The following is a 13966-nucleotide window of genomic DNA, read 5'->3' as shown; positions in this document are numbered from 1 at the left end:
ACTTGAATGGTGATTACTCTGCTGCGAACCAAGAAAAAGTGGCAGAACAATATGTTGCTTCACGTTATGGTTCTTGGGAAGCTGCGAAAGCATTCTGGGAAGCAAACGGTTGGTACTAAGATTCATTATTTGAACGTTTAAACACATTCAAAATAGGAAGAGGCCATGCGAAAGAATACATCGCATGGCCTCTTTTTGAGTTGTTTTGTCACATCAGAGCGAGTTTTTTGCTCATCTATTACTTCTATGACTTTCTTACCGAAATCTATTTTATATCAGTTTTTATAAAAAAATACCGATGGGATCTCTCCCTCGACATCTTTTCTCAGTATATATAAAAATTATGCGGCTAAGAAGATTCGAACTTCCACGAGGTCGCCCTCACTAGCGCCTGAAGCTAGCGCGTCTGCCAATTCCGCCATAGCCGCATCATATGTTCTAGTTTAGGATTACATTTGTTTTTTGTCAAGAACATATTTTTTGTTCTTTTTTTTCTCTACGCGTTTCCCCTCTTGCAACCAATACAAATAGTTCATCCGAATAACTCCATCATCTATTGAAGGGCGATAAAAAAATTCTGTTTTTTCCATAAGCTCAATTTCACTTTTCAGAAAATTGGTCACATGATGCGGGACGCTGTCGATGCAAACATAGACATAGTCAACAGCACGGATTCTTTCAAATAGTGCTTTCTCCCCGTACTCATATGCATCGATTCTTTCGACAGCTCCTACATATTTCTGCAATCCTTTTACGAATCCTTTTATTTGTTTGTTCCCGATCACAGCAATTTTGAGTGATGATGCCCACTTTTCAGCGTCTATGCTCAATTGCTTTTTACTTGACTGTTTAGATTTTTGTCTTGTTTTCTTTAGATATTTGTCGCTTCTTCTTTTTGATTTATTCTGTTCAACGATAGGATAGCAATACCTTAGATATACTGGACCGTCTACTATTTTTTGATGTACTCGTACTGCTATGCCATCTGTTAAAAGATCTTTGCGTTTAAAGCTCTCTTCTACTATCAGTGGTCTTCTTTGCTCCGTATTGACCTCATAGAAATAAATGTTGTCCTCTTCTATTTCTACAAAACCATAAAAAATATTTGTTTCTTGATACTGCAAATTATTCGCTTGTTGTTCAAAGATCCATTGATACCTATTGAACAGCTTGTTCAGCTGATTGAACTTATAAAATGATTGGGTATCTAACTGTTGGATCAATGCATGGATCAGATCTTGAGGAGCTGCTTGTACGAAGTTTTGTTTTTTCTTTGCTAATTGTTCTGTTTGTCGCTGGTTGACTTTATACAACTGTTGCAGTTCTTGTTTTTTCTTCTCCATGATTTTCAGATACGTAGCATTTCTATTTGAAAGCTTTTCTAATTTCTTGTTCAGTCGATCATTTCTTTTCTTTAATAAATCTGACGCTTTATGTATTCTCTCTAGATAATGTTGCATTTGGCTATTTTTTTGCAGCAAATAAATGATGATCTGGTTACGTTTTTGGAGTTCCTGAAGTGCGTGATTATCTGTATCCCAGCCCACTTCTTCTAATTTTTGATACAATAGTTCTGTTTTCCTCTGCTGTTCGATGGCTTTTTGTCTCATCTCTTCTTTTTCTACTTTTGCTTGTTGGTGCTGTCGTTCGAGTTGCTGTGACAGCTCTCTGATGTGTTTCTTGTCCTCTCTTCTTTTCTTGCTCACAGTAGCTACTTGTTTTTTTGCTTTACTCAATTCTTGCTTCAATTGATTCATTTCATTGTTTAAACGAACGATTCTGGGATCGGTAGCTATTTTATTTTGCTGCTTTTTCTTCGTTTCTTTGTTCTTCTTTTTCTCTCGATTCAGCTGTTTTTGCTGCATTTTCTCCAACAACTGTCTTCTTCTTTCATTTTGATACTGATCATTTTTTGCTTCTGTTTGCCGCCATCCTTCTGGAATTCTTTTATAACCGCTAAAGTAGTTCACGAGATCTCCTTTCTAGTGATCATAAGCAACGGACGAAAAAACTTTAAATAACACATTTATTAAAAATTCAATTTATCTTGAACTTTCAATATCAATCAATAAGATCATTTTTAAAAGATAACGAGGATTCATCTATTATAAAAACAATACAATAAATAACAAAAATCTGCAATCATTTATTTTGTTAAATTATTCTTAATACGATACATCACAAAAAAATAAAAATAAGAATGGCTATTCGCCAAAATAGTGCTATAGTAGAAAAAATATGTTTACTTAGGAAGAGGCGGATTCGATGAAATTGATCAAACTATGGGAAGCAGATTTGGAGAAAGCTTATCGGCTGCAAACTAGCTTCGGACCAAACGAGAATGGATTTATCAACAGTGCTTATGGCTATACACTTGCTGAATTTTTAGATTATGTAAAAAAATGCGAAAACACTTCTTTAGGTATTGATCTTCCTGAGAATTACGTTCCCGCAACCGTCTTTATTTTGGAAAATGATGGACATGAGTATGTAGGAATTTTTAATCTGCGCCATAAACTGAACGAATCATTAAGAAACGGCGCTGGCCATATCGGTTACGGCATCTCCCCTGACTATCGTAAAAAAGGATATGCAACACAAGGTTTAGCATTAGTACTACAAGAGGCAAAAAAAATCGGCATCGATGAGGCACTTTTGTCTGTAAATAAAAAAAATCTTGGCAGTCTTAAGGCGCAGCAAAAAAATGGGGCCACGATTTATCGTGAAGATGAGAAAGAATACTATACGAAAATCAAATTGATGTAAAAAATATGGATGGCAAAAGAAAAGAGATTTGAATGTCCTTTATCAATAGAACACATTTATTTGATTAACTTCTAATATAGCAGACAAAATTTTATAAACAAAAAAACCTCTTATCTCTTTTCTTCTAGAAAGGATAAAAGGTTTTTTGTTTTTACTATTTGCTTCTCATAGCTAGTCAGTCAAGATCCCTATCGAATCCCCAACGCAATCCGTGCATAACGGCTCATCTTATCGGTCGTCCATGCTGGATACCAGACTAGTTTGACTTCTGCTTTCGTTACTTCTGGCACTTCTTTTAATGCGTCATGGATAGATTCTGTTAAAATATCTGCTAATGGACAGCCCATAGTTGTTAAGGTCAAGTGCTGTTATATCAGCATTTCTATCGCTTTTTCCTGCATTAAAGCGATAGTATCTCATCGATTCCAGTGCATCTTAGAAGCCAAAATTCTGTTCTTTTTATTAACTTTTGTAGGTTTATTATACCTCAAAAAATGGTTGAATTGTCCCTTAAAATGGCTTGGACTACATACTCAATGAGGACTTTTCTACGCATCTTATCTGTAGTCCAGTAAAATTTTTTAAAAAAATAAATAATTCAACATTAAAAATATGCTTAGATACATCTCCATAAAAACAACCCAAAATCGCCACTAATTATTCACCTGTTTATAACAAAGATACAGTTTTAAATTAACGAATCATATTTCAATGAATGAACTTTCTCTTATCTTTAGGAATTAAATTGATTAATAAAACTGCTGAAGGATAATGCTTTTGCATGTATTCTACAGCCCCTAATACATGTGAATCTTCAGAAGCATACAATTCATTCTTTAATTGAGCCATATCTATTACAATACTTCCGCTCAGGAAATTAACAGCATCTGAAAATTCTCTATCTCCATGATAATCATCATAAAAATAGGCAAGCTGTTCGCACGTAACTACGCCATTTATCGTTAGCTCAATTAATGCTCTTTGGATATTCATGTCAGCCTCCTTTATTATTTTTTTATCCATTAAACAACTCAAAAAGACTTTTATTGCATACGTAAAACACATTATACTTAGATTCAAAAGTACATATCATTTATTTATCACAGATTGATTGGCACTCTTAGGAAAAGTAAAGTTTTTTTCACTAAATATTCTATCTGATTATAACAGTTCCCTAATTTTTTGGGATATAAAAAACCCAGTCTTTAATGGGATAGATTTTTTAACTCAATAAGAAATCTTATTTATTTTATATTCCTAGGAATAAATGGTAATAGTTCTTCAAACTTTTCTAGCTCAAAAATCATTGCTTTTTTATCAGGTATTAAATCTCCTTTAAATTGATACCTCATCTCTTCTTTCCATTGGTCACCCATTAACGACCGAAGAATATTTCTTATTGCACCATATTGCATCTTGATACTTCCTTTTTGTTGACTTTCAGGTTTTGAAAACGGAATAGACTTTAGAGAATTTGCTTTACATGCTTGAATAGCAAATACCTTATTTTCTCTATCTAAAAGTGGTTTTACATGACTTGTATAACCTAAAGCTTCTGCAATTGATTTGTCAAACGTTAAAGAATTTTTATTAAGGGTCAACAAATAACTTCCTGTAGTTTCAACACTGATTACTTCAAAACTGTAATCGTCAAAATTTATTTTACTCATTATTGGTGTTCTCCTTTCGACAATGCTTCAACAACTTCCTCTTTTGACCATTTAGCATCAATCACAATAAATCCTTTAAATAACCCTGATTTAATAGTAGAAACAAAAGTTTTAGGTTTTTCAATATTTTTGACAGTTTTATTTTTGAATCCCTTTCTTGGATTTAACAATAATTCTTGAACCAAATCCCAATCTTCTTCAGATACAATAGCAGGCAATCCATTTCTTAATAAATACTGAGGTTTCTCACCACGATTGATTTTTTTCTTGTGTGAAAAACAATCTACAGTGAAAGTCTTTTGCATAATAACTAAGCCAAAATACTTCTCATTTCTTAACACACGATAAATCGATGAAGATTTCCACTTATTGCCTGCTACAGTTGGTATATTCGCTTCATTCAAAAGACTTGCTATATCAACAGCCCGAACTCCTTCAAGAAAATTTTTATAGATAAAACGAACTATTTCAGCTTCTGATTCCTCAATAACAACCTTACCAAATCTATCTTTAGTAAATCCTAAGAAGTTATGTGTGGGAATTATAGGTAATCCTTTTTTAAATCGTTCAATAATAGACCATGTAATAGCTTCACTCTTCTGTTCACTCTCTGCTTGTGCTACTACACTTAACATTAATAATAATGTTTCACTAGTAGTATCTAAAGTATTTATATTCAAATCTTCAATATATACTCCTACAGGATTAGTTAACGCTTTCAATTCCCTGTAAATTGAAATAAAATCTAATACATTTCTTGAGAATCGACTAATACTTTTCACAATAATCAAATCAATCTTATTCAATCGGCAATCATTTAACATACGATTGAATTGTTCTCTTTTTTTGATAGTGGTACCCGATGCTCCTCTATCCGCATAAATATCAACTAGTTTCCATTCAGGATTCAACCTAATTTTCTCTTTATACGATTGTATTTGTAGCTCGAAACTCCCCGATTGGGATTCTGCATACGTGCTTACTCTGCAATATGCAGCTACTCTTTTCTTCTGGATATGCGAATCAGATATTTTTGCAGGAATAACTTCTACCTTACGATTATTATCAAACGCATCTTGTATTTTTTTCTGTTGCTTTGTTACCTTCTTCTCCTTTCCAGAATCATTTTTCTTCACAATTTTCACATCCTAAATTGAAAAACCTACAAATCAATTATATGATAATTGGATATATTTTACCAAGTATATTCCTTTCAGATATGCAAAAATTCACTTTATGCTAAAAACAATTTTATTATACATGGAAAATTCAAAACTGAAATACTCCTATTTCTATCTCCAAATTTTAAATAAAATCCACTTAAAAATCGACCTTCAAAAAAGCCTGTAAATCAATAATTTTATACTCGTTGACAAAATTAATAGATTGCTATAATATCAATGGCTTTTTAATGTATTCTTCAAAAACACCTGTCATATGCAACGAAAAAATTTTATGGGGAATTAATCACTAACTTTCATCAGAGAGATGTTTTTTGTATCGAAGATTTCCCTAAACTATACTTAAACGTATATATATCAATGTATACATATAGTTTTTCAAATTATAAAACTGGTACAAGTTAAATTTTTTAGCTTCCCATCAGACTATGATTTAAAATAATATCTACAAATCCATTTTAACATTCAAAAGTTTAAAAATATTTTATAGATTTCTAAAAACGATTCTATGCTGCTTGTTTGGTGTTTAAAGACGTTTTGGTTTTTTATGTATAAATTTATCGAAAATGATTTCAAACACTATCAGGAATAAATATAAACTATTCAAAATCCCATCTACATTAGTTATTTTACTAATCAAAAACTTAATTATATATTCTTGTTCTAATGATGATTGTAGAATTTATTTTAAATTAAATATTTAAAAATCAATTGGCGTCTAAATATAACTATTTTGTTATATCTTTAAATTCTAGACCGCAAATTTCATCTATGTTACTTACTGTCGGGTAAGCAAGATGCAACTTAAAAATCCAAATCCTGATATATCACTATTTTACAGCTGTTTTTATCACACAATTATCAAATGTAAATAAGTTTTTGCGTAAAGCTATGTGTGAAAACAGGTAGTTTACTATAGCTCCTATTCAGCAACTAAATTATTACATGAATCTAAGATAATAATTACAGGTAATTCACTATACAATTGAAAGTCAAAATACTATATTTACAAAAAGGAAAAGAATCAAAAAAAGGATATCACACTCTCTTTGATTCTTTTTAATTCCAAATCTTATTTCATCATAACAATTTTCTAATTTATATTAAATCGCCATTTGGAAACAACTGAATATATTTTTCCATAAAATTCCAATCAGGTATATAGCCTTTAGACGAAAATTTTTTATCTTCATCAAGAATAAAATTCCCATAACCATCTTTTAGAGCTGGTAATTTCAGAACAAAATCTCTTCTAAAATGAGAATTTAACTCTCTACCAAAAGCTTGATACTTTACTCGACACTCATGCCTAATTATCGTAGCTATAAATAATTTTGCATATATAGAAAGTTTTACTTTAGACTTTAAAACACCAACATTTTGTGCAGTGTAAAAAGGGGCGTTTTGAACGAAACAACTTCCTAAATAACTCCCTCCCAATGCTAGCGTCATGTCCCCCGAGTCAAAAGGAACTTCCCCTTCTATTTTATCGACAACATCAACAATACCATTGTTATTTCTATTTCTTGTAACATATTTATACTTAGGCATAGTATTAGTAGTGTTTATTGCATCGATACCATTCCCCATACTTGTGTAAAATAAATCTATTAATAAAAATTCCTGCCAATCGCTTGTATTTAATTCATATGGTATGCTTGTATTACCGGTTTCAGGTATCTTATAATCCAACGACTTGATATACGACTCCATATAGTCCCAATCGGGTATATAGCCATCGTTAGAATAAGTATGTTTATCATCCAAAACAAAATTTCCACTCCTCATTACAACTGGTAATTTGATTTTAGAATTTGCCATACGTATAGGACGCCACTTCCTACCGTATCCCCATCTATATCTATCTTTCATGATTATAGAAGATACAAACATTCCCGTGAAGTAATTAAATTCACCATTTTTTAAATATAAAGGATTAACATCATGGGAACAGGTAAATTCTTGTTCAATATAGTAAGCATATCCAACAGAACCATTATTAGTTACACAAATTGCATTAGGTTTAAATATTTTTTCCTCCACTGATGCGTTATTTCCAACCCCAGTTTTAGATGTACTCTCTATTTCTTCATAAGTATAATACTCAGTAATACCATGATTTTTATCAGATGCCCCTATAAATGGAATTTTCCCTTCTCCACTTGCTTCTGGCTTTTTATTATAAAATCCTTTTTTTATTTCAAAAATTTTATTAAACTCAAAAAGTTTCCAATTTTTTGTATCTGTACCAATCATAAATTATCGCTCCTTAATCAAGTACGATAGATATTCGTTAATTGTTTGTTGAAAATCACTATCATTCAAATTTGTGTAATCTGTTTCCATATATGCTTCTGCTAACCATTCATCATCATAAGAAACTTTTTGCATCACAGACAATCCAGCAACTTCTCGTTTATTTCGATACAATTCTAATTAATTTTTTTTAGTCTGCTCCCACAAGCTATTTCCTAACTCATCTTCTTTTTCAATTCTTCCTAAACCTTTTCTTTTAATAAAATTATCATCTTTATAATAACCAAAAAAAGTATCTCTATTTGCTTTTTCATGACGTTGAGACAAATCAAAAACCATACAACATGCAACAGCAGACGCTCCTGGATAAAACATTTCATTTGGCAAAGAGAAAACTGCTTCTAGAGTGTATTTATCTAGTAACTTTTTCTTAAATGATTTAATCTCACTGCTATTACCTATGGCTGTCTGCATAGGTAATAAAACAGCTATTTTACCTTTTTGGAGAGATATACCTAGCTACCCATTCAACAAAATGTAACCCTTTTGAAGGGTCTTGTTTCGTGTTGCTAGCCCATGTTTTAGTATATTCAGGGTCACAATGTTTTTTCGTAGCATTGTATGGTGGATTCATTAAAACTATATCTATATTATTTTCTTTAATCCATTCACCTCTATTAAACATGGAATCTTGATTAATATTCGAATTTCCATCGCCATGAATTAACATATTGGTAGAAGCTAATCCAAAAGCCCCTTCTTCATACTCAATCCCGTAAATCTGACTTCTTTTAACAATTTCACGTTCTTCTTCAGTCTCACAATCATCCATAGCATCTGTCATCGCACGAACTAAAAAAGCACCACTTCCACAACAAGGGTCTAAAATCCTAGAATGTTTATTGACCTCTAAAACCTTACTCATAAAATCACAGATGTGGTCAGGGGTAAACGCTTGGTTTTTATCTGCTTTACCAACATACTTATTAAACGTTGTAAAAAATAAATTTAACAAATCTTGACCAGCAGTATTTTTATCATTTATATAAGGAACAACATTTGTATCAATAAATTCTAAAATCAATTTTAACTCTTGATAACTCAGATTAATTACATCTTGATTATCTAATACTTTATTGTTCAATATCGCCAATTTACTTAGCTTATTTATTCCACCACCTCTAGACAACAAGCCTTCTAAAACATTTCTAATATTGTTTAACACAACCTGTTGTGGGCTTAATGTTGCACCCGTATCTGGGTCAATACTTTCCTGAATATCTCTATAAACTAGTCCATTTTTTAAAGCTAACAAACAAGTCCCTACAAATTGACTTCTTATTTTTTCAGATATACCATCAGAATGTAACATTTCATTTAATGTTTTAATTGAATCTACTACTTTTATTTTATCATTAACTTTTCCAAAGCAAAGCTCTTCATATTCTTCAAAAGTTTTGATTGTAGTTTCAGAGGTCTTCATATGTTCATCATCAATGATTACAGACTGACCAAACCAAGTCCAGACTTCATCTCCATCGGTTTCTGCTAAAATAGCAACAATCTTTTTATCTGAGTATGCTTTCTCGTAACGCACATAGTCTTGTAACTGATTCTGTATTTTCTCTTTGCTCCATCTAGAAAACTTACTTTTACACTCTACTAAAACTACCAATCTCTCGTTCTCAAAACGAATATCTAAATACTGATGTTTAGTCCCTGTCTTACATCTTTGATACTCTTTAATATCTTTCCCAATTGATTTTAAAGCTTTCGCATAGCTGTATTCTCCTGTTTCAGTATTCCCTGAATGGAATTTATTCCCAATTTTATTTATAATGTCAATTCTTTTCATAGATTTGCTCCTCCATGTATTATAATATCTTCATATTGCTTGATTTTAAATTTAATTTGTCCATAAAGATTATAGCATAAGTAAGTACACTCATCTATTTTATAAAACAAGTACTACTATCTCGCTATATATGTAATTCTAGACATCAAATTTTAGATAAAAGCACTTAAAAATCGACCTTCAAAAAAGCCAGTAAAATCAATAGTTTTATACTTGTTGACAGAAATCACATATTATTGTAATATCAACGATTTTTATATCTATTTTTCAAAAAACACCTCTCAGACGACACGAAGAAAAATTTGTGGGTAATTCTACGCTTAAAGTTATCTGAAAGGTGTTTTTTGTATCGAAGATTTACCTAAACTATGCTTAAACGTTTATATATCAATTTTTACATATAATTTTTCAAATTCTAAAACTGGTACAAGTAAAATTTTTATCTTGCCGTCAGATTATGATTTAAAATAATATCCACAAAGTCATTTTACTATTTAAAAGTTCAAAAATATTTTATAGATTTCTACAATCGATTCTATGCTGCTTATTTTGCGTTCTAAGACGTTTTAAATTTTTACGTATAATTTATCGAAAATAATTTTCAACGCTCTTTAGAGATAACACAGACTATTTAAAGCACATTACGAGTTATTTTATTATTTAGAAACTCCATTGCTTCATTTTATATACTATTATGTATATCCTTGTTAGATAGAGGTTCATATAGATTTTTCAAGTACTTTTATTTAGTAAAACAAAAAGAAATAAACATAGAATTTTGTTATATATAAAAATACATAATCACTAATAGAGAGTAAATTTTAGCTATTTTACTAAACCTAGACAGTGCTTTTAAGTAAGCAAGATGAATCTTGCTGTCACCATAAAATATAAATACTGATATATCAACGTTTTACAGCTATTTACATCACACAATTATCAAGTGTAAATAATTTTTTGCGTATTTATATGTGCGAAAACAGATAGTTTACCCCTAGTTTTATTAGCCTCATCGTTTGATACCTCTAGAGGTATCTAATGATTTCTATCAATTTCGTCAGTATTTCTAGGGATAAACTATACGTATTTTTCTTGTTCAATACGCAATTTTGAATTGATACAAAAAGAGATAATATTCTTAATATATAGAAATAGTCCTTTATTATCAATGATTTCTATTAGAAAAGACAGATAGAAACACTACCTGTCTAACATGCTAATTCATTTTATATATAACATTCTTAGATAAATCCTTCTCTTTAATTCCTAAAGATTACACAGTTCTAGGTAGCAAATTTTAGCTATTTTACTAAAGTTAGCATCTCTATTTGATACGGTGGTGAAACCACCGATTTATTAATGTTTTAAGATACAAAAAATAAAAATTAAAAAAATAGATGCTTAAAAGTCAATAAAACTAGGCAAAACTTGCATGTCGTTTTTTAGGTATAGATTATTATAGAAAAATATCTAATTTTAAAAAAAATATCTTTAAAAAAATCAGTTTTTCTGGGAAAAAAGTACAAGTCGTTTTTTAAGTATATATAAGAATATACTAATATATACCTAAAAAACGACCTTAAAGAAATACCTAGTTTTTCTGAACTTTATGAACCTGTTTTTTCAAAAAGATTTTTCTATATAATTTTTAAAGAATTATTCATTGATGATTCATCATAAACTTTTGATTAAACATTCCAGAGTTTCTAGTCTTATCTTCAATTATTTTTATAAATAATTACTTTAGAACTAAATTTACCTTTTACTTTCAAAAGAGTATTTGTCTCAACATTATTTCTATGTCTTGATAAATCATATTTATTAATAATATCAGCTCTGACTTTTACATATTGTTGTTTGGTGCTTTGTTCACTTATACTCTTTTTTATTTTTGAACCATTTACCTTATTCTTTTTCTTAGATTCAATATTTTTCAACTTTTCTGTTACTAATTTTATTAGTGTCTCTTCAAATATATAGCCTTTCTTCTTGAGTTCTCTGAAAAGAATTTTGACTACTAAATTTTCAAAGTCAACATTTTTCTTAGGTAAGTTGGAATCCTTCTCGCTCATTACAATCAAATTTCTATCTTCTAAAGGACTATAAGCTTGCGGAAAATCTTGTTTAGCTTTCTCTAATCCAAAAAGTCTATATACGACTTCAAAACCAAGGCTATTAATCGTTACATTATTTCTTTTAAGTTTTTTTGCTATTTCATAAACATGTGCTAAATCAATATTTGGCTTATAGACATTGCTAGTTCTAATCTGTTGTGAATCACTTTGTTGTTTATCAATCAATTTTTCTTTTAATTCTTTAGGCAGCTCTGATGGAGGAAGTTTTGTAACCATTTCCATTACTATGATTAGGTTCATTATGTTAGAAATTTTAGTTTTAGAATTCTTCTTGTGTAGCCTATCATTGACATATTTTGTGATTCTGTCTAAAGATAAATAGTTCAAATATTGTAGCTTCCCTGTGGTTTTATCTAGATAAGTAAAGTCGAACATAATATCCATTATTTCAATCACTTCATCTTCATAACGATTTAAATAACTATAAACCTCTGGATAATTATTTTTCAACTGTTTATATCTCAATTGGTCTCTTAAATCATTATAATCTCTTTTAGCCTGACCTATTTCACTTAAATAACTTATTTCACTATTAGTAACTTCAATTAATAAATCCATCACTTCAGAAAAGGAACGAAACCCTAAATATTCCTTTAGTACTTTTACAATATCTCCATGAAATGGATTGCTCTCACTAAAACATTTATACATATAAATTTGAATATCTTTTGCAAAATAGACACTTGCACTTGGGTTATCCTCTTCATGAAAAATATCATAGAATGGATTTTCATCAGATATTTCTAAAAACTCTCGCATATCTCTTGTTTTAAAATAATTAGAAGCTGTAATATCATCAGGAAAAATATTGCTGTGTTCATTACCGAGTTTTTGCTTAACTAAATCATACCTTTTATACTTTAGCAATAAATAAATTGGTGTATTTTCATTCAACATTTCCCCACTTAATACTTCTAAACTATTTGAATCTACCACCTTTTCATCAATAAGTAGGCTCTTAGTATCTAACCGATTATCCCAATCTATGACTTCATAGCCACTATTACTTCCAAAAAATAGCCTACTTGTTTGACCAACACTACTATCTGCTTGCGGATATTTTTTAAATAAAGCCTGATAAATTTGTTCTATCTCTTGGTTCTCAGACACTAATTTGTCTAAATGAAAAACCACTCTAAATTTATCAACTTCAGAGAACAAGTCACTGAATGTTCGATAGATAAAACTAGCATTTTCCTGCATAAAAGAATCGGCTTCTAAATCTTCAATCGTATATAAATTATTCTCATCCTTGTTATCAAAATCTAACATTACAACTTCTTGTCCTACTATTGGTGTCATTTTTGATAACTTATTCTCTGATAACTCCGCTAACACAACGGTTTTTCCATTTACAGACAATTCTTCCGCAAACTCTTGAATAGTCATTTGTCTTAGATTATTTAAAATAGTATTAGAAATCTTCTTTACTTTGTATTGGTCTGGTTTTTCTTTATTTAAAATATTACTTAAATACACTTTCATACTCACTATCCTCCAACATTAGCAATCTACCATACTTCATCACAATCACTTTCTCTAATAATATCGTTTTTTCTTCTGTCAATCTACGCTTTCCCTTCCTAAAATTATGTAGGTTCTGATTGTGGATACCAATTGCTTTAGAAAAAACGGTCATTTTCACTCCATAGATTTTATCTAAAACATTCAACCAAGTTTTTACTTTTTCTTGTTTTTCAATTAATTCTTCTTTCGTTAGTTTTTTTGAAGTCATATAGTTGTCCTCCATAAATTATTTTATTAATCATTGCTGCCGGACTATATCATCATTCTTTAACTGAAGTCAAGGATGAATATCGTATTCGGACAATAAAAAATAATTAGTGTATTTTTATTAAAAATCGTCTTTTATAACAACCCATTTTTCTACGACTTTCTTAAATAGATAAAAACAACTTAATAACCTTGATATATCAAGGTTTATTCAAATTTTAAGTATATCTACATACTAAAAAACACCTCTCAGATTCATTTAAGCGTAGAATTACCCACAAAAATTTTTTCGTATCGTTTGAGAGGTGTTTTTTCAAAAATAGTGTTTTAAAACGTTGATATAACAACAATATATAAATTTTGTCAACA

11 protein-coding genes, 1 tRNA gene and 2 pseudogenes are annotated in these 13966 nt (G+C 30.1%); 2 read left to right on the top strand and 12 right to left on the bottom strand.

The window, feature by feature from the left end; all coding sequences use genetic code 11:
• Positions 1–119 (top strand): annotated as a pseudogene (locus OZZ83_RS12785) (LysM peptidoglycan-binding domain-containing protein); the annotation flags it as partial.
• A gap of 225 nt (positions 120–344) precedes the next feature.
• Here OZZ83_RS12785 and OZZ83_RS12780 read toward each other — a convergent pair.
• Both OZZ83_RS12780 and OZZ83_RS12775 read right to left on the bottom strand, forming a co-directional pair.
• Positions 345–428: transfer RNA gene (locus tag OZZ83_RS12780), tRNA-Leu, on the bottom strand.
• A 21-nt stretch (positions 429–449) separates the two neighbouring features.
• Entirely contained in the window at positions 450–1970 is a 1521-nt protein-coding gene (locus tag OZZ83_RS12775) for a hypothetical protein (RefSeq protein ID WP_002309428.1), read from the bottom strand.
• Between the two features lie 295 nt (positions 1971–2265).
• Here OZZ83_RS12775 and OZZ83_RS12770 point away from each other — a divergent pair, with 295 nt between their 5' ends.
• Positions 2266–2766 carry a GNAT family N-acetyltransferase gene (locus OZZ83_RS12770; RefSeq protein WP_002292172.1) on the top strand — a complete coding sequence of 167 codons (501 nt, stop codon included), beginning with the start codon at positions 2266–2268 and terminating at the stop codon, positions 2764–2766.
• 188 nt (positions 2767–2954) lie between these two features.
• Here the strand turns inward: OZZ83_RS12770 and OZZ83_RS12765 are convergent.
• The 10 genes and pseudogenes from OZZ83_RS12765 to OZZ83_RS12720 form a co-directional block, all read right to left on the bottom strand.
• Positions 2955–3128, bottom strand: a pseudogene (locus tag OZZ83_RS12765) (metal-sulfur cluster assembly factor); the annotation flags it as partial.
• Positions 3129–3474: 346 nt separating this feature from the next.
• Positions 3475–3759 (bottom strand): hypothetical protein, encoded by a 285-nt coding sequence (locus OZZ83_RS12760; protein WP_325066085.1) that lies wholly within the window; start codon positions 3757–3759, stop codon positions 3475–3477.
• A 251-nt stretch (positions 3760–4010) separates the two neighbouring features.
• The gene (locus tag OZZ83_RS12755) at positions 4011–4436 is read right to left on the bottom strand and encodes a hypothetical protein (RefSeq protein WP_131647950.1); all 426 of its coding nucleotides are present in this window, start codon (positions 4434–4436) and stop codon (positions 4011–4013) included.
• Positions 4436–5572 carry a recombinase family protein gene (locus OZZ83_RS12750; RefSeq protein WP_325066084.1) on the bottom strand — a complete coding sequence of 379 codons (1137 nt, stop codon included), beginning with the start codon at positions 5570–5572 and terminating at the stop codon, positions 4436–4438. Before OZZ83_RS12750 ends, OZZ83_RS12755 begins: the two co-directional genes overlap by 1 nt.
• Positions 5573–6715: 1143 nt before the next feature.
• Entirely contained in the window at positions 6716–7873 is a 1158-nt protein-coding gene (locus tag OZZ83_RS12745; RefSeq protein ID WP_325066083.1) for a restriction endonuclease subunit S, read from the bottom strand.
• A 3-nt stretch (positions 7874–7876) separates the two neighbouring features.
• Positions 7877–8008: a hypothetical protein gene (locus OZZ83_RS12740; protein ID WP_325066082.1), complete on the bottom strand. Its 132-nt coding sequence runs from the start codon at positions 8006–8008 to the stop codon at positions 7877–7879.
• A gap of 45 nt (positions 8009–8053) precedes the next feature.
• Positions 8054–8347: a hypothetical protein gene (locus tag OZZ83_RS12735; RefSeq protein WP_325066081.1), complete on the bottom strand. Its 294-nt coding sequence runs from the start codon at positions 8345–8347 to the stop codon at positions 8054–8056.
• Between the two features lie 19 nt (positions 8348–8366).
• Positions 8367–9728, bottom strand: a complete 1362-nt coding sequence (locus OZZ83_RS12730; RefSeq protein WP_325066080.1) for an HsdM family class I SAM-dependent methyltransferase — start codon at positions 9726–9728, stop codon at positions 8367–8369.
• Positions 9729–11446: 1718 nt separating this feature from the next.
• Positions 11447–13348, bottom strand: coding sequence for a hypothetical protein (locus OZZ83_RS12725; protein ID WP_289868445.1), 1902 nt, complete (start codon positions 13346–13348; stop codon positions 11447–11449).
• On the bottom strand, positions 13329–13598 hold the full coding sequence (locus tag OZZ83_RS12720; protein ID WP_289868446.1) for a hypothetical protein: 270 nt from the start codon (positions 13596–13598) through the stop codon (positions 13329–13331). Before OZZ83_RS12720 ends, OZZ83_RS12725 begins: the two co-directional genes overlap by 20 nt.
• Between the last annotated feature and the right edge of the window lie 368 nt (positions 13599–13966).

The organism is Enterococcus sp. E5-162 (genome assembly GCF_035725965.1).
Classification (GTDB): Bacteria; Bacillota; Bacilli; order Lactobacillales; family Enterococcaceae; genus Enterococcus_B; species Enterococcus_B lactis.
This window is presented reverse-complemented; position numbering and strand designations above follow the sequence as displayed.